16 protein-coding genes are annotated in these 15,988 nt (G+C 56.0%); 11 read left to right on the forward strand and 5 right to left on the reverse strand.

Annotation, left to right across the window (positions count from 1 at the left end; translation table 11 throughout):
- Positions 1-64: 64 nt before the first annotated feature.
- Both ACYVHB_RS16280 and ACYVHB_RS16285 read right to left on the reverse strand, forming a co-directional pair.
- Complete coding sequence (locus tag ACYVHB_RS16280; RefSeq protein ID WP_461052820.1) at positions 65-1,072, reverse strand: sugar kinase; 1,008 nt, start codon at positions 1,070-1,072, stop codon at positions 65-67.
- Positions 1,073-1,078: 6 nt separating this feature from the next.
- A complete protein-coding gene (locus ACYVHB_RS16285; protein WP_461052821.1) occupies positions 1,079-2,422 on the reverse strand; it encodes an MFS transporter in 1,344 nt (447 codons plus the stop codon).
- 150 nt (positions 2,423-2,572) lie between these two features.
- On the opposite strand from ACYVHB_RS16285, the gene uxuA reads away from it, so the two are divergent.
- Entirely contained in the window at positions 2,573-3,760 is a 1,188-nt protein-coding gene (gene uxuA / locus ACYVHB_RS16290; protein WP_461052822.1) for a mannonate dehydratase, read from the forward strand.
- Between the two features lie 48 nt (positions 3,761-3,808).
- Here uxuA and ACYVHB_RS16295 read toward each other — a convergent pair whose 3' ends face one another.
- Complete coding sequence (locus tag ACYVHB_RS16295; RefSeq protein ID WP_461052823.1) at positions 3,809-4,360, reverse strand: putative glycolipid-binding domain-containing protein; 552 nt, start codon at positions 4,358-4,360, stop codon at positions 3,809-3,811.
- A 247-nt stretch (positions 4,361-4,607) separates the two neighbouring features.
- Between ACYVHB_RS16295 and ACYVHB_RS16300 the strand changes: the two genes are divergently transcribed.
- The 6 genes from ACYVHB_RS16300 to ACYVHB_RS16325 all read left to right on the forward strand — a co-directional run bounded on the left by ACYVHB_RS16300 (position 4,608) and on the right by ACYVHB_RS16325 (position 9,225).
- A complete protein-coding gene (locus ACYVHB_RS16300; RefSeq protein WP_461052824.1) occupies positions 4,608-5,489 on the forward strand; it encodes a cell division protein FtsX in 882 nt (293 codons plus the stop codon).
- Between the two features lie 119 nt (positions 5,490-5,608).
- On the forward strand, positions 5,609-5,965 hold the full coding sequence (locus tag ACYVHB_RS16305) for a DUF3098 domain-containing protein (protein ID WP_461052825.1): 357 nt from the start codon (positions 5,609-5,611) through the stop codon (positions 5,963-5,965).
- A gap of 85 nt (positions 5,966-6,050) precedes the next feature.
- Positions 6,051-6,896 carry an undecaprenyl-diphosphate phosphatase gene (locus ACYVHB_RS16310; protein WP_461052826.1) on the forward strand — a complete coding sequence of 282 codons (846 nt, stop codon included), beginning with the start codon at positions 6,051-6,053 and terminating at the stop codon, positions 6,894-6,896.
- Positions 6,897-6,940: 44 nt separating this feature from the next.
- Complete coding sequence (locus ACYVHB_RS16315; RefSeq protein WP_461052827.1) at positions 6,941-7,549, forward strand: hypothetical protein; 609 nt, start codon at positions 6,941-6,943, stop codon at positions 7,547-7,549.
- Positions 7,550-8,299 (forward strand): tRNA pseudouridine(55) synthase TruB, encoded by a 750-nt coding sequence (gene truB / locus ACYVHB_RS16320; protein WP_461052828.1) that lies wholly within the window; start codon positions 7,550-7,552, stop codon positions 8,297-8,299.
- Complete coding sequence (locus tag ACYVHB_RS16325; protein ID WP_461052829.1) at positions 8,296-9,225, forward strand: bifunctional riboflavin kinase/FAD synthetase; 930 nt, start codon at positions 8,296-8,298, stop codon at positions 9,223-9,225. Before truB ends, ACYVHB_RS16325 begins: the two co-directional genes overlap by 4 nt.
- Here ACYVHB_RS16325 and ACYVHB_RS16330 read toward each other — a convergent pair whose 3' ends face one another.
- Positions 9,226-10,455, reverse strand: coding sequence for a BaiN/RdsA family NAD(P)/FAD-dependent oxidoreductase (locus ACYVHB_RS16330; RefSeq protein ID WP_461052830.1), 1,230 nt, complete (start codon positions 10,453-10,455; stop codon positions 9,226-9,228).
- A gap of 157 nt (positions 10,456-10,612) precedes the next feature.
- Here ACYVHB_RS16330 and ACYVHB_RS16335 point away from each other — a divergent pair, with 157 nt between their 5' ends.
- Positions 10,613-11,701 carry a DNA/RNA non-specific endonuclease gene (locus ACYVHB_RS16335; protein ID WP_461052831.1) on the forward strand — a complete coding sequence of 363 codons (1,089 nt, stop codon included), beginning with the start codon at positions 10,613-10,615 and terminating at the stop codon, positions 11,699-11,701.
- Positions 11,702-12,246: 545 nt separating this feature from the next.
- Here ACYVHB_RS16335 and ACYVHB_RS16340 read toward each other — a convergent pair.
- The gene (locus ACYVHB_RS16340) at positions 12,247-12,987 is read right to left on the reverse strand and encodes a MarR family winged helix-turn-helix transcriptional regulator (protein ID WP_461052832.1); all 741 of its coding nucleotides are present in this window, start codon (positions 12,985-12,987) and stop codon (positions 12,247-12,249) included.
- A gap of 131 nt (positions 12,988-13,118) precedes the next feature.
- On the opposite strand from ACYVHB_RS16340, the gene ACYVHB_RS16345 reads away from it, so the two are divergent.
- Genes ACYVHB_RS16345 through ACYVHB_RS16355 form a run of 3 tightly spaced genes read left to right on the forward strand, consistent with a single transcriptional unit; the run spans position 13,119 to position 15,975 of the window.
- A complete protein-coding gene (locus tag ACYVHB_RS16345) occupies positions 13,119-13,802 on the forward strand; it encodes an ABC transporter ATP-binding protein (protein ID WP_461052833.1) in 684 nt (227 codons plus the stop codon).
- 20 nt (positions 13,803-13,822) lie between these two features.
- Complete coding sequence (locus ACYVHB_RS16350; RefSeq protein WP_461052834.1) at positions 13,823-14,848, forward strand: HlyD family secretion protein; 1,026 nt, start codon at positions 13,823-13,825, stop codon at positions 14,846-14,848.
- A 2-nt stretch (positions 14,849-14,850) separates the two neighbouring features.
- Positions 14,851-15,975 carry an ABC transporter permease gene (locus tag ACYVHB_RS16355; RefSeq protein WP_461052835.1) on the forward strand — a complete coding sequence of 375 codons (1,125 nt, stop codon included), beginning with the start codon at positions 14,851-14,853 and terminating at the stop codon, positions 15,973-15,975.
- The last annotated feature ends 13 nt before the right edge of the window (positions 15,976-15,988 follow it).

Genomic DNA, 15,988 nt, shown 5'->3' on the forward strand with positions numbered 1-15,988 from the left:
ATGAGTCAAACAGATACTAATTGACTCATCGACTTACTGACTCATTAACTCACCAACTGTTTTGTCATCGTTTCAATTTGCCTGATCCATCGCCCCGCTCCAGCGTTTCGACTTCGGCTACGGTGGCCAGATTCACGTCGCCGGGGATGGTGTGCTTCAGCGCCGAGGCTGCCGCGCCAAACTCAACGGCCCGCTGTGGATCGTTGAAGGTGAGCAGGCCGTAGATTAGCCCGGCCATATACGCGTCGCCCGTGCCAATGCGGTCCACAATCGGCTGAATGTCGTACACCCTCGATTTGTAAACCGCTTCGCCGTCGAACAGCTTGGCCGACAGCTGGTTGTGCGATGCGCTGATTGAACTACGCTTGGTATCGGTTACGTAGCGAACACGCGGAAACCGTTCCATGAGTGCCTGTCCGGCTTCGGTAAAGGTACTGCCCACAACGCCATAAAGTTCCGAGAACAGCGCCTTACTGCCCAGCACGAGGGTGCAGCCTTCGGTGAGCGCGGGCATAATTTCCTGCGGAGTTCGGCCGTACTGCCACAAATTCGAGCGGTATACGATGTCGCCCGAAACGGGAATACCTAAGCGGTTGGCCGTTTGAATGCCCGCCAGCAAGCAGTCGGCGGCCCCCTGCGACAGGGCGGGGGTGATGCCGGTCCAGTGAAACCACGAGGCTGGTGTTCCCGTTGGTCCGGTCAGCGCCGACTCCCAGTCGAGCTCGTCGGGCCGGATGCGGGCGAACGCCGAGTCGACCCGGTCGTAGATGATTTGGCTGGCCCGGCTTCCGGCACCCGTTTCCAGAAAATAAAGGCCCATTCGTCCATCGCCAAACCGAACCGATCCCGTATCGACGCCGTACCGACGCAGGTAGCCCGCAGCCGCCCGGCCAATGGCATGGTCAGGAAAGCGTGTGACGTGGGTGGCCGATAACCCGAACTGCGCCAGTGACACGGCTACATTGGCTTCGGTGCCGCCAAAATGCATGGTCAGCGCGTCGGCTTGTGCAAACCGGTCGACACCCGGTGGGCTAAGCCGGAGCATGACTTCGCCGAAAGTGATGATGTTCATGCGGAGTCAGACAACCGGTTCGTTAATAAGTTCTTCGGTCTTTATCGGTTCCAGCCGGGGCAGAATCAGGTGAATGATTCCCAAGGCAATCAGGTAGGCGCAACTGGCAATAATAAACATCGGCAGGTAACCAAACGCCGTGATGATCCGCCCGGCCAGCAGCGCCAGCAAGATACCGCCAACGGCTCCGAACATACCGCCAATGCCCGTTACGGACGCGACCACGTTTTTGGGGAACAAATCTGACGCAAAGGTGTACATATTGGCCGACCAGCCCTGATGCGCGGCCGTTGCCAGGGCAATCAGGGCAATCGCCACCGTGAGGCTGCTGGTTTGGGCCGCAAAGAAAATTGGAACTACGCACAGCGCACAAATAAGCATGGTCGTTTTGCGGGCACGGTTGGCTGACCAGCCCCGGTTCATGAATTGGGTTGTGAGCCAGCCGAAGAAAATGCTGCCCGCGTCGGAGACGACGTAAATAATCAGGAAGGGAATACCGAAACTTTTGAGGTCGAGCTTCTGGTCGAGGGCGTCGTTGGAATTGAAAAAATCGGGTAACCACGACATGTAAAACCACCAGATCGGGTCGGCCATGAACTTGCCGACGGCAAACGCCCACGTTTGTTTATAGCCCAGCAAACGGCCCCACGATACTTTTATGGGCGCTATCTTCTCGTCGTCACTGCGAATGTACGCCAGTTCGTCGGACGAAAGTTTGGGGTTTTGCTCCGGTTTGCTGTAGGTAAACCACCACAGTGCCAGCAGCCCGAACCCCAGCACGCCCGTCACCAAAAACGAACTGCGCCACCCAAAGTTGAGAATCAGGTACGGCACGGCGAGGGCCGTCAGGATAATGCCGACGTTGGCCCCGGCGTTGAACAAACCGTTGGCGAAGGATCGTTCGCGCCGGGGAAACCACTCGGACACGGTCTTGATGGACGAGGGGAAATTGGCGGCTTCGCCCAGGCCCAGCAACGCCCGCGCCCACCGCAGTCCGGCAATGTTGCCCACAAAAGCAGTCAGCATACCGGCGAAGCTCCAGACAATGATGCCGATGGAAAAGCCGCGTTTGGTGCCAATCCGGTCAATGAGCCAGCCCGCAATCAGAAAACCAATGGCATAGGCGAATTTAAAGGCCGCGTCAACATCGCCGTACAACACTTTGAAGCGGTCGGTCGCTTCTTTGGTCAGCACAGCGTCGGGAGACAGATCGAGCATTTCTTTGCGAAATACTTCGTCGGTCATCGTAAACGAAAGGACCTGCCGATCCACGTAATTGATGGTCGTGGCAATGAACAGTAACGCGACGATTCGCCACCGAAAGCGGCCGGATGTGGTAATGGTTTGCAAAACACGAGGAGCTTAGTTGGGGAGAAAAGCGGAGGAGTGCGCTTTTTTACCTGAACGTACCCATGGGCTTCAGCCCGTGTCTGCTTTTTTTAAACAAAAAATACGGGGAGTTACAAAACAAAATACGGGCTTCAGTCCGTGATACCTTTCATGCTTGAACAAACATGGCGCTGGTTTGGCGATTCGCCCGGCCCTAAAGATCCCGTATCGCTCGCCGACGTGAAGCAGGCCGGAGCCACCGGCGTCGTCACGGCACTCCATCACATCAAAAATGGGGAGGTGTGGCCGTTGGCTGAGGTCATCAGTCGGAAGTTACAAATTGAACAGGCTGGGCTGACGTGGTCGGTGGTGGAAAGTATTCCGGTGCACGAAGGTATCAAAACCCGCACCGGCGACTACCGGCGTTACATCGAGAACTACAAGGAGTCCATCGTCAATCTGGCGCAGGCGGGTATCGACACGGTCTGTTACAACTTTATGCCCGTACTCGACTGGACCCGCACCGACCTCGACTTTCCCATGCCCGACGGCTCCACTGGCCTGCGCTTCGACGCGACCGAGTTTGCCGCCTTTGAGTTGTACATCCTCCAACGGCCCGGTGCCGAATACCTGTACACCGACGAGCAGCAGCGCCGGGCACGCACCCGGCTCGACGCCATGACCGACGCGCAGGTTAAGCGCCTGACCCGCACCATCATTGCAGGCTTGCCCGGCTCTGAAGAAAGTTACACCGTTGAGCAGTTTCGCGAAGCGTTGGCAACCTACGCCGACGTGGGCGACCCGGAACTGCGCCAGAACCTGTACTCGTTTTTGCGCGAAATTGTGCCCGTAGTGGAGTCAGTGGGCGTTCGGCTGGCCATCCACCCCGACGATCCGCCGTATCCAATTCTGGGACTGCCGCGCGTGGTCAGTACCGAAGCCGATGCCCGTGCGCTGCTAACGGCGGTCGATTCACCTGCCAATGGGCTGTGTTTCTGCACCGGCTCGTACGGCGTCCGGCCCGACAACGACCTGATTGGCATGGTCGAACGACTGGGACCCAGCATTCACTTTATTCACCTGCGCAGCACTGAGCGGTCGGCTGACGGCAGTTTTCAGGAAGCCAACCACCTCGAAGGCGACGTGCCAATGGTGGGCGTGATGCGGGCACTGCTGACCGAGCAACGGCGCAGGCAGGAAGCGGGGCGGACGGATTTGCGAATGCCGTTCCGGTCGGACCACGGCCACCGGATGCTCGACGACCTGACCTCGGGTAAGCGAACGAATCCCGGCTACACGGCCATTGGTCGGCTGCGCGGATTGGCTGAGTTGCGCGGGCTGATGCTGGGCCTGTCGTAACAGGATATTCGGGCAGTGTCTCAATCGCAATTTTCACTGTGGGCGTTGTCAATGCACGATTTCCCAAAGACCTGGATAAACCGCAGCAAAGCCGCTTGGAGTTAGAACGATGGTTGCGTGGTAATCGACGGTAGGGGAGTTATAATCGTATTCGAATTCGGAAATTCGCCGATATTCCTGCGGTAGCCGCTGGAGTTTTTCGTCACCAGCCTCCAGCCAGACAACATCAAAGTGGGCAGCCTCGTTGACGGCCAGGGAGGTACGTTTAAGCTGCAAGATGTTGGTTGCCGGGGTGAAACCCAGGTCCAGGTCAACCACCCCTGCCATCCCATAATTAGTTCCGTTCAAGGTCCAGCCCTCTGGTGAGCGGACAATGTGGGCGTCAACCGGGCGTTCGCCGATGAATCCGGTAATATGCCCCTCGATGGTTGACCAGTCAGGTTCTAAGGCCAGGACGTAGCGCAACGCTGCTGGCCCCCGTGAATCCAGAAACACAGACTGCCCGAAGAGTTCATAACCGCGTGCTGTTTGGCTCACGCTGGCCGCATCGTGACCCGGTACGTCCAGGCGACGCCAGAAAGCCGTAATAACCGAAGTCATCAGCGAATTTTTCGAATGGTCAGGATTTAGTTTAGTGTTGGTGCAGCCTTCAAAATCTGCTTTTTAGAAAGATGAATGCCCGGTGCAAAGGTAATTATGGGGCGGACAGAATGGCCAAACCAGCCTAAATTTCAACGTGAGACACTATCGATATTCGGGCTTTTACGGTTCTCCTCTTAAATTTCCTTAAATTGGGCCGTTTCCTGGTCGGAACGATTATTTTTGTCTCAACAACACGAACCCCTGAATGGCTCGTACGAAAAAGAAAGTAGGTACGTATCCCAGCGGCATGATTTTGTTTAGCCTGACGCTGGCTCTGTTTTTAATTGGTTTTTGCGGCCTGCTGGCCATCCAGTCGAAACGATTAGTAACGTTCATCCGCGAGAACTACGAGATGCGGGCTTTTCTGGATAAAGATCTCAATCCGGCGAAGATCAAGACCCTGCAACGGACCATCGCTGAGCGGCCTTATATCCTGAAAACGGGCGGGGAACCGCAGGTTAGTCTGGTTACGAAAGATGTAGCGGCTAAGGAGTTTATTGCGGAGACGAAAGAAGATTTTTCGAAGTTTCTCGGCGAAAATCCACTCCGCGACAGTTATAGAATTAAGCTCAACGAAGAATACTTTGATGAGACTAAACTACAGGGAGTAAAAGAAGATTTAGAGCAAATCGACGGGGTATTCGAGGTCGTTTATCAGGAAAATTTGGTGGACAGCATTAACCGGAACATTACCCGGATTTACATGGTGATGTCGGCGTTTGCAGTGGTTCTGCTCATCATTATCGTTGTGCTGATGAACAATACGATCCGGCTGGCGCTTCACTCACAGCGCTTACTGATTCGGAGTATGCAGTTGGTAGGAGCCACGAACGGATTTATTACGAGGCCGTTTCTGGGCCGGGGCATTATGCAGGGTTTGCTGGCGGGCGTTATTGCCGTGGTCATGTTGCTGATTGCACTGCAGGTTGCCACTCACAACCTGCCCGAGTTGGCGGCATTTCAGGAACCGGAGAAAATAGCGATGCTGTTGGCGGGCATTCTGGCATTAGGTGTTCTGATTGGCTTTATCAGCACCTTCCAGGCCGTTCACCGCTATTTAGGATTGACATTGGATGAACTTTATTAATAAATAACGTACCGCACGGGCGATCCCGAATGCATAGTGAGCAATGATATGGTGAAGTGCTGCCAGTTGAAGGCCATTTTCCATTCTACACTGTTCACTATCCATTAACCTTTAAGAAAATGGCAAAGGACAAACAGTATGGCGGCCCGGCGACGCTGACCCGCGAAGAACCCGCCAAAAAGACGACGGTTGTGGCAGCACCAACGGCACCCGTTACCAGGCCCGCACCGACCCGGCCATTGATGACCGAACCAACGCGCCGGGCCGATTCGGCGGCTGCGCTGCCTTTTGGTCGGCGCAACTACACGCTCATGCTGATTGGCATTGGCGTTATCCTGCTGGGCTTTTTTATTATGAGCCTCGACAAAGAAGAATTTGGATTCGGATTCTTGGGCCTGACGCTCGGTCCCCTCGTGGTGATGAGCGGCTTTGTGCTCGAATTTTTTGCCATTCTGGCTCGCCCAGCAAGAGCGTAGGCGATTTTTGTAGTGTTTATGTGTTTGCGTGTTTACGTTTGTAATTAATTACAGACGCGAACACGCAAACACTTTTTACACCTGAATGGACCTTATTCACGCCATTGCGCTGGCCATTATCGAAGGATTGACCGAATTCCTGCCGGTTTCTTCAACGGGCCACATGATTATTTACTCCTCGCTGGCGGGCATCGCCGGGAATGAATTCACCAAACTCTACACCGTCAACGTTCAGTTCGGCTGCATTCTGTCGGTGCTGGTGCTTTACCACCGCCGGTTCTTAGTCGACACCCGCACCGATGATTTTGAGGCCCCGGTTTGGGTCCGGCGCTTACCACAAAAGACGCAGCGGTTCGTCGATTTCTACGCCAAAATCCTGATTGCTTTTCTGCCAGCCGCCGTCATTGGCTTTCTGCTGAACGATTTCATCGACTCGCTGCTCGAAAACGTTGTTGTCGTAGCCATTACGCTGTTGGTGGGCGGTGTCGTGCTGGTGTTTATCGACCGGATCGTGAAGAGGTTACCCAAAGACGGCGACGTAACCGCCCCCGATGCGCTTCGTATCGGTTTCTTTCAGTGCATCGCCATGATTCCAGGCGTGTCGCGGTCGGCGGCCACGATCATCGGCGGCATGTATCAGGGGCTGACCCGCACCCAGGCGGCTGAGTTCTCGTTTTTTCTGGCCGTGCCGACCATGGCGGCTGCGTCGGGCTACAAACTCCTCAAAACCTACAAACTGCTGCAACCCGCCGATTACCAGACGCTGCTCATTGGCAACGCCATCGCGTTTTTGGTTGGCTTGCTGGCCATCCGTGCCTTCGTCGGTTTTCTGACTAAGTATGGCTTCAGAGCGTTCGGTTACTACCGCATTGCGTTGGGCCTGCTGCTGCTGGGACTGACGGCCGCCGGGGTGAAATTAGATGTATTGTAGCGGTTGTTTGCGCGTAACTTTGATTGGCTAACCGACCGTTTGCTATGCCGTACAGCGATTTCACGTTAGAGAAAATTCAGGAACGGTTCGGTATCAATAACCGGTTGCAGTCGCTTTTTGACGACATAACGCCCGTTGTCGCCAGCGAACGGCTTATCGCTGATCTTGACGAAACGCACGAGATTTTGCTGCGAAGTGAAAAGGCAAAGTCAGAGTGGATCGTCGTGCCGGTCCTTAAGGAAATTAAACGGCGCAATAATCCATTCCTCACGATCCACTCCGGCGAGAACTTAGACGCCGATGTAGCGGCTGGGCTTGATGGTGAGTGTGACTTTATTCTGGCTAAGGACACCTGTTCCTACAGCATCAATTTTCCGGTCATTCAGGTTGTCGAAGCAAAGAAGCAGGATTTCGACATTGGCATTTCACAATGCGCGGCTCAGTTGATTGGCGCCGACCTGTTCAATAAGAAACGTGGTGTCGTTCTCGATAAAATCTACGGCTGCGTAACAACCGGAGCCAACTGGCAATTTCTGGTTTATGAGGCCAATACGATTTACATCGATCCGAAGCTATACGCGGTGACTGATGTCGATCAGGTACTGGGCGTCTTTCAGTACATCGTTGATTATTACAAAACGACTTTAGATTAATTGTCTGCTCCAACGACTCCACCGGTACAAGATCCCGGCCAACTCATTCTAATCGACAAGCCGCTGACGTGGACCTCATTCGACGTAGCCAACAAGCTGAAATACGCCTGTAAGTTCAAGAAGATTGGTCATGCCGGTACGCTCGATCCGCTCGCCACGGGCCTGCTCATTCTGTGCACGGGCAAGATGACTAAGCAAATCGACCAGTATCAGGCGCAGGAGAAAGAATATACGGGTACGCTCGTACTGGGAAAAACCACGCCCTCCGTTGATCTCGAAACCGAATTTGATGGGGAGTTCGACACGGGTGGTATCACCCCCGAACAGATTAACCAGGCTGCCCGGCAGTTGACCGGCGACATCACCCAAATACCGCCCATTTATTCCGCCGTGCGGGTCAATGGGGAACGGCTGTACGAAAAAGCACGTCGCGGTGAGACCGCCGATTCGGTCGATGGTGGCATCAAAAGTAGGCTGGTAACCGTGTCCGTGTTTGAGATTGATACCAGCCGTTTCCCCGCGGTAGATTTCCGCATCGTGTGTTCCAAAGGCACGTACATTCGCAGTTTAGTGCGTGACCTGGGCTTACTGCTCAACAATGGAGCGTACATGAGCGCCCTGCGCCGGACCCGCATTGGCGACTTCCGGGTTGCCGATGCGTACACACTTGACAATTTTATTGCCAAATGCCGTGACAGTCGGGGTCTGGATGCTGACCCCCAAGTGACCGCATCAGATACAACACTATGATCGTTCATCGTGGTCTCGACGACCTCCAGCCCCTGCCTAACGCCGTTGTCACCAGCGGTACCTTCGACGGTGTTCACCGGGGCCACCAAACCATTTTGGCCCGACTCACCGAAGTGGCTGACGCCAGCAGTGGCCAATCGGTGCTGATTACGTACTGGCCGCACCCGCGCACCGTCGTCTCCAACGACAGTCAGAACCTGAAGCTGCTGACCACACTCGACGAAAAAATTGACCTGCTCGATCAGGCGGGTGTTGATCATTTAGTCGTCATTCCGTTTACGCGCTCGTTTTCGCAGTTATCGTCGGAGGAGTACATTTGGCAGATTCTGATCGAAAAAATAGGAACGAAAAAATTGGTCATCGGCTACGACCACCGCTTCGGCCGCGACCGGGAAGGCGGGTTTGAATACATCAAAGCCCACCAGGGCGAATACGGGTTCGAGGTGGAAGAGATACCCCGGCACGATGTTGAAGCGGTTGGGGTCAGCTCGTCCAAGATTCGCACTGCCCTGACGGAGGGTATTATTCAAACGGCCAATCGGTTTCTGGGTCGGCCGTATAGCCTGACGGGTACCATTGTGAAGGGTCGGCAATTGGGCCGCACGATTGGCTTTCCAACGGCTAATATGCAGGTCGACGATGCGAATAAGCTCGTGCCGGCCAACGGCGTTTACGCAGTCGATGTGCTGTATGCCGGGCAAACCCTGGCCGGGATGCTGAATATTGGGTTTCGACCCACTGTGGCCGGTACGAACCAGACCATCGAAACGTATATTTTCGACTTCGACAAGGACATTTACGGTGAACATCTGACCCTCCGGTTCCGGGAGTTTTTGCGCTCTGAACAGAAGTTTGACGGCTTGCCCGCGTTGGTTGCTCAGTTGAAGCAGGATGAAGAAACGGCGCGGTCGGTGCTGGCGGGTTAATTACCGCCCAATGTGCAGACCCGCTACGTAGCCCGTTGTCCAGGCACTTTGAAAGTTAAAACCGCCCGTGATGCCGTCAACGTCCAGCACTTCACCCGCGAAAAACAAGCCCGGCTGAATTATGCTTTCGAGCGTTTGCGGGTGCAGTCCACCCAGCGCCACCCCGCCACAGGTTACGAACTCATCTTTAAATGTGCTTTTACCCACCACGTCAAACTGACTGTTTGTTAGGCGGTTGGCTAATCGATTCAGCGGTTTGGCGGGCAGGTCGGCCCAGCGTTGTTCGTCGGCGATGCCGGATTCCTGCACCATGGCCTGCCATAACCGCGACGGCAATCCAAACGGATTCTGCGACGATACCTGTTTGCGGCCGTTCTGCTGCCGGAAGTCCTGCAACCCTGCCCGCAGCGTGTTGTCGTTGAATGTGGGCACCCAGTTCACCCGCAACGTGAAGCGATAGTCAACATCGGCCAGTTCGCGGGCTGCCCAGGCCGACAGCCGAAGCACGGCGGGTCCGCTGAATCCCCAGTGTGTCAGCAGCAACGGCCCGCGCTGTTCCTGCTTCGTACCCACAACGTAGACACTGGCATCGGGCACCGATACGCCCGCCAGGGGCAGCAATGGACTGTTAGGGACGTTGAATGTGAACAGCGACGGCACCGGCGACAGCAGCGGCTCGGCCTGACCGGGCAGCCAGCCATAGGAGGGAAGCTGAGGATAACCACCCGTAGCGACCAGAACGCGGTCGGCCCGCAAGGTGCTGCCGTCCAGCATAGAGAGTTGCCAGCCCGTGTGGTCGGGTTGCTGAATTAGGGTGCTGACTCCGCAACTGGTCCGTATTTCGATACCAAGCCGCCGGGCGGTGCTGAGCAGGCAGTCCACGATGGTTTCGGAGGTGTTGGTAGCTGGAAACATCCGGCCGTCAGCTTCGGTTTTGAGCGCGACGCCCCGGCCTTCAAACCAGCGTACCGTGGTAGCCGCGTCGAACTGGTCCAGGAGTGCCCGAAGCGGCTTTTCGCCCCGTGGGTAGTGCTTCGCCAACTGCCGGTTGTCGAAACAGGCGTGGGTCACGTTGCAGCGTCCCCCGCCCGAAATACGGACTTTGTTGAGTACGGTGCGGGTTTTTTCGAGAATCGTGACGGTGGCATCCGGGAAGGTTTCGGCCGCCGTGATGGCACCGAAAAAACCGGCCGCTCCCCCCCCAATAACGATAATGTTTACTGATGACATGAGGTAAAAACAGCGGTTTTGGGTTTGTAGTTCGTGATTTGTAGTTAGCTGACGCGTAAGCTGGATGCCGGTCCGCCGGGACTGACCGCACCGGCGGGGAACCGCAACTACAAACCACAAACTACAAACCTAAAACTCCTTTCGTAACTTTACCCCTATGCGTTTCACTCCACGAGTCAATACAGAAAAATACCATCGCCGGGGATTTCGGCTGCGTGGCAACACGCTGGTGCTGCTGTTCATCTTTTTCCTGATCGGTCTATTTCTGCATTATGGGGGCCGTACGCAGCCCGTTGTGGCGTTCTGGGACGATATTCGTCAGCTTGTTGGGCTGGGACGGGACCGGCCCGGTCAGAAAGCAGACAACCCCTACAAAGCGCCCGAACCTACGGGGGCGGAAGACGTAGCGACTGATAACCGGAACGATAACCCCACCGATGCGGAGGGCGAAGCGTCCGATGACCGACCGTCCGGTTCGGCCAGCGACAACGCCGGACCGACGCCCTCGATCAGCACCACCCGGAAAGTCTTTTTTGACTTCGAGAAGCAGGCTAACTTTAGTTTGCCCGCCACCAGCTCATCCGACGAAATCGTCCGGCATGAAGGCTACGCGCTCCGCTTCCGGGACGCTTACAAGCAGGCTGACTGGGTGGCGTATCCGCTGTTGCCCGAGGAGATAAACGGCGATACCGACCGCGAAGGCTCCCGATTCGTCCCTGACCCGGCCGTGTCGACCGGCTCGGCTCTTTCGTCCGATTATACCCGATCCGGCTACGACCGGGGTCATTTGGCTCCGGCGGGCGATTTTAAGTTTTCCCGCCGGATGATGCAGGAAACGTTTTTTATGAGTAACATCAGCCCGCAGGCTCCGCAGTTTAACCGGGGCATCTGGAAAGAACTGGAAGAACTGGTCCGGCGGTGGGCGTTGCGCGACAATGGCCTGTACGTGGTGACGGGTCCCGTGCTGAAGCCCGGTTTGCCGACTATTGGCCGCGTCACGGAAGTAAGCGTCCCGGGTAAGTTTTACAAGGTGATCTTGTACTGCAATAAGCCCGACATTCGGATGATCGGTTTTCTGCTCGACAACGAACCGAGCGACAACTCGCTGAAGCAGTTTGTGGTGCCGGTGGACCAGATTGAGCAACTGACCGGCATCGACTTCTTCCCTAAAATCCCCGACAATCTGGAACGGGAACTGGAAAGCAAGGGGCGGGGTGAGATGGTGGCGGAGTGGTATTCAAATTAATGGATGAGTTTGTGGAGCAACTTGTCACCTTAGTTCGGATGGCTCAGATCTGCCTGATCGGTTTACGAGTACATGCACAACCCTAAACTTCGTTAATCGCCCATGCGCCTGTCTCTTCTTTTGCTCTTGTATGCTGGCCTGACCGTTTCGGCCACGGCTCAGCCCAAAACGCCCACCAGCAAGTTCGCATCTGGACAAACTGGCGAGCATAGCCTTTCCATTTTAGGCGGGCTTTGCCATAGTAAGTGGAACCGTTCTTAACTAAGTTTGTCGAGCGGCAGGCAGGGCAGTTATGTTGTTGAAACATGGCACGTAGCCATGAGTTTGGCGACCTAAAACTACGGCCCGACTGCGGCCTTTGCTGATTATCATTACTTTCTGAGGACTACCTAAACATTGATGTCACCTGAGAAAAACGCTACTCAATATTCATCAGAAGCGTAACGACGGGGGGTGAACTAATTTCTTGCCCATACGAAGCATGTCGGAACTCTACATCGATAATCACTACATTTAACTGTATGTGGATTTGTATGAGGCAACATTTATTGCTTGTTCTTTTCGTCCAACTGGTCTTTCTTCCCCACCATACGGTTATATACTTCCTCGAAATCAGCGTTCTTGCTTCGTTTATAATGTTCGTCGTGGTAGCGGTAGAGTTTGTCTAAAAGCTGCACCAGCAGGGCTTTTTCGCCCGCCGTCAGCGAGCCAAAGGCCACGTCGAGTAACTGCTCCATTGCCGGAAAGACTTGGTAAATCATCGCTAAGCCAGCCGGCGTGATTCGTAACCGCTTCGACCGGCGGTCATGCTCATCGGGAAATTCATCAATCAGGCCCAGCCGGACCAGCCGGTTGATGATCTCGATACCCGACGCGAACTCGGATACCATCTCATAAATCAGTTCGCTCTTCTTGGGCGTACCCATCTGCACTAAGGCCAGCAGGTACACCGGGTCATCGACTCCGCTGAAGCGGAACGGCTGCATGGCCTTCTTCGAGTAAAAGTCAATGTAGCCCGCCATCCGCCCCACTAACTCGCCCAGCCTGATTTCGGGCCGGGGCATAAAAACCGCGTCGCCCGCCGGTTTGACGTAATGCTCCACAGCCGGGACCGGATGCGTGTCAACAGCCAATGCATCTCCCTCCCCCGACTGCGATAGAGTTGAGTCTGTGCGTTCGGTCAGGTAATGCAGGCAAAACCCGGCGATGTCGGCGTTGGGTGTGGCCGTGCTGTAGGCAGCCCAGGCGTTTACCAGCACTACCAATTGTTCTTCTCCCTGCTCCATTTTACTGTGGTTTGATACTGTTAAACCAAGTAATAAAAATTTTTATTACAAGAATTGATCTTTTTTCTTTCAGTTATAAAACGTTTACTCAATTTTCGTAGTAATATTGTCGTATAAATGAATGGAAAGATATGGTAGCACAACTTAAGGGTACTGATAAGGAATACAAAACAGGCGACCAGACCATAGTCGCGTTACAACCAACTACGCTTCAGCTCAACACGGGCGAATTGCTGCTCATTATCGGGCCGTCGGGGTCGGGCAAAACCACCCTGCTCTCGTTGCTGGGGTGCGTGATTTACCCCACTCACGGCGACTTGTGGGTGGACGGGCAACACGTTAACCAGCTCAAACCGAATGCGCTGGCCAAGCTTCGGCTCGGCACCATCGGGTTTGTGTTCCAGAATTTCAACCTGCTGGCTCCGCTCACCGCCGAAGAAAACGTGATGGTGCCGTTGCAACTTCAGGGCGTAAGCGGCTCCGAAGCCCGCGAACGTACCCGGCAGGCGCTGAAAACGGTGGGCATGACCGACCGGCGCAAGAACCTGGCCCGGCAATTATCGGGTGGCCAGCAGCAGCGCATCGCTATCGCCCGCGCCCTCGTCACTAACCCTAAACTCATCCTTTGCGACGAACCCACGGCTTCGCTCGACAAAGATTCGCTCGGTATCGTGATGCAGGAATTACGCACCCTGGCCGACGGCGGCAAGTCGGTGGCGGTCGTCACCCACGACCCGCGCCTGAAGCAATATGCCCACCGAATCGTGGAAGTCGATAACGGAGTCGTAAAAGAATTGGCCGAATTCACCGAATAAAAATCCTTACAATCATGCTAATGAACAAACAATCAACCCGCGCCACCGCCCACACGGCTGCACTCTCTTTCAGCCAGCCCTGGCAATTCAGCCGGGTTGCTCTGGCGGTCGCTCTGTGGGCCTGCACGGTCGCCCTGGCGGCCTGCGACAGCGAAGAAAATTCGTCGGACACCACGCAGAGCGACACGGTTCGAACGGTGCAAACGCCCAGGCACGTTGACGAGGTGCTGGGCATCGCTGTGATCGAACCGGCGGCCCGCATCAGCCAACTCTCCGCCGAAACGGGCGGGTTAGTCCGGCGCATCCACGTCGAAGTGGGGCAGCAGGTCCGGCGGGGGCAGGTCATGCTGGAATTAGACAACGCGGTCGAGTCGGCGCAACTGCGACAGGCGGGCGTAAAAATCAGTACGCAGCGGAACGCGGTCGAATCGGCCCGGCAATCGGTACAGACGCTCCGGGTGCAGTGGCAAAAAGCCGACGCCGACTTAAAACGCAACCAGACGCTCTTCGCCGGAAACGCCCTGACCCGCAAGGACTTAGACAATTCGCAGTACCAGGTCGATAACCTCAGCCAACAGATTCGCCAGGCTGAAGCCCAGGTCCGTCAGGCCGAGGGGCAAATCCGCTCGCTCCGCACCGACGTGCAGTACGCCAGCACGGTATCGGGCCTGAAAAGGGTGAAGGCCCCCGCCAACGGGACGCTGTTGAGTTTGGACGCGAAGGTGGGCCAGTACCTGAGCAGCAACCAGTCCGTCGGCGATTTTGCCCCCGCCGGTCCGCTCGTGGCAGTGACCGAGATTGATGAACTCTTCGCCCTGCGCGTGAAAGTCGGTCAGAAAGCGTACGTCCGCCCGCAGGGGAGCCGCGACCGCCTGACGACCGGCACGGTTGTACTGGCCTCGCCCTACCTCCGCAGGAAATCGCTCTTTGCCGACAATACGGCCAACCTCGAAGACCGGCGCGTTCGCGAAGTCCGGGTGCAGTTAGACGATCCGGGCCAGGTCATCATCGGGGCGCGGCTGGAGTGTATAATCAACGTGAAATAGCCATGGTACGAACAGCCGTCAAATTCATCCGCTACGACGGGTCCAAATCGCTGGGCGCGTTGGCGGGCATCCTCATCTCGGTGTTTCTTGTCGGGCAGCAGGCGGGAATTTTCATCTTCCTGGTCGACTCGATGGCCAGCCTCGTTGATAACAACCGGGAGTACATCTGGGTTACCGACGAAACGACCACCAACGCTAACCAGCTCAGTCTGCTGGACGTGCGGAAGGGCTACGAAATTGGGTCGTTGCCGGGTGTGGAGCGAGCCTATCCGGTGGTGGTGGCTAATGCCGGAGCCAAATTTACCAATGGCACCACGGGCGGCTTTGCGCTCATCGGCTCCGCAGCCCCGGCCTTCGTAGGTGGTCCGTGGGGCCTGTTCAACACCCGGCCCGACGCCATGATCCCGGACGGGGCCATCATCACCGATTTCTACGATGCCAACGCGCTGGGCGGTCTGAAATCAGGCGATTACTTCGAAGTCAATGGTAAGAAAGTCTACAACGCCGGACTGACCCGGGGTGCCCGTTCCTTCACCGGGGGACTGCTCGCCTTCTCGACCATCGAACGCGCCCGCTACCTCGCGGGCGTACCCACCGACAAGGTCAGTTTCTACCTTGTCAAGCCGAAAGTCGGAGTTTCGGAAGCCACCGTGATCGGGCAGATCAACCGGAGCATTAACGGCGTGCGGGCCTGGAATGCCGAAGCTCTCTCGAAAACGACCGTGCAGACGGTGCTGGCTACTAACGGCATCGCGGCCTCGTTCGGAAGCCTGATCGGATTCGCCATTATTTCGGGCTTGGTCATTATCGGCCTGACGCTCTATTCGGCGGCCATCGACCGCATCAAGGATTACGGCACGCTTAAAGCCATCGGCGCGACCAACGGCTACGTCAGCCGCCTGATTCTGACTCAGGCGCTGCTGTTTGCCATCCTGGGTTATGCGGTGGGTCGGCTGCTGGTGGAAGGGTTTCGGCTGGGCATCGCTCAATCGGGTACGTTGTTTTTCTTCCCACTCTGGTTCGAGGGTGCCCTGTTCATCGTCACGCTCGTCATCTCGCTCGGTGGCAGCGTCTTCGCCATCCGCCGGATCAACTCACTCGAACCGGCCTCGGTGTTCAGGGGATAAAGTATCCCGTCCC

Source organism: Spirosoma arcticum, assembly GCF_054779955.1.

Bases quoted from the DNA above. Each gene is read 5' to 3' on its own strand.
- ACYVHB_RS16280 (WP_461052820.1), bottom strand. From the start codon at position 1,072: ATGAACATCATCACTTTCGGCGAAGTCATGCTCCGGCTTAGCCCACCG.
- uxuA (WP_461052822.1), top strand. From the start codon at position 2,573: ATGCTTGAACAAACATGGCGCTGGTTTGGCGATTCGCCCGGCCCTAAA.
- ACYVHB_RS16295 (WP_461052823.1), bottom strand. From the start codon at position 4,360: ATGACTTCGGTTATTACGGCTTTCTGGCGTCGCCTGGACGTACCGGGT.
- ACYVHB_RS16300 (WP_461052824.1), top strand. From the start codon at position 4,608: ATGGCTCGTACGAAAAAGAAAGTAGGTACGTATCCCAGCGGCATGATT.
- ACYVHB_RS16305 (WP_461052825.1), top strand. From the start codon at position 5,609: ATGGCAAAGGACAAACAGTATGGCGGCCCGGCGACGCTGACCCGCGAA.
- ACYVHB_RS16310 (WP_461052826.1), top strand. From the start codon at position 6,051: ATGGACCTTATTCACGCCATTGCGCTGGCCATTATCGAAGGATTGACC.
- ACYVHB_RS16315 (WP_461052827.1), top strand. From the start codon at position 6,941: ATGCCGTACAGCGATTTCACGTTAGAGAAAATTCAGGAACGGTTCGGT.
- ACYVHB_RS16325 (WP_461052829.1), top strand. From the start codon at position 8,296: ATGATCGTTCATCGTGGTCTCGACGACCTCCAGCCCCTGCCTAACGCC.
- ACYVHB_RS16330 (WP_461052830.1), bottom strand. From the start codon at position 10,455: ATGTCATCAGTAAACATTATCGTTATTGGGGGGGGAGCGGCCGGTTTT.
- ACYVHB_RS16335 (WP_461052831.1), top strand. From the start codon at position 10,613: ATGCGTTTCACTCCACGAGTCAATACAGAAAAATACCATCGCCGGGGA.
- ACYVHB_RS16340 (WP_461052832.1), bottom strand. From the start codon at position 12,987: ATGGAGCAGGGAGAAGAACAATTGGTAGTGCTGGTAAACGCCTGGGCT.
- ACYVHB_RS16345 (WP_461052833.1), top strand. From the start codon at position 13,119: ATGGTAGCACAACTTAAGGGTACTGATAAGGAATACAAAACAGGCGAC.
- ACYVHB_RS16350 (WP_461052834.1), top strand. From the start codon at position 13,823: ATGAACAAACAATCAACCCGCGCCACCGCCCACACGGCTGCACTCTCT.
- ACYVHB_RS16355 (WP_461052835.1), top strand. From the start codon at position 14,851: ATGGTACGAACAGCCGTCAAATTCATCCGCTACGACGGGTCCAAATCG.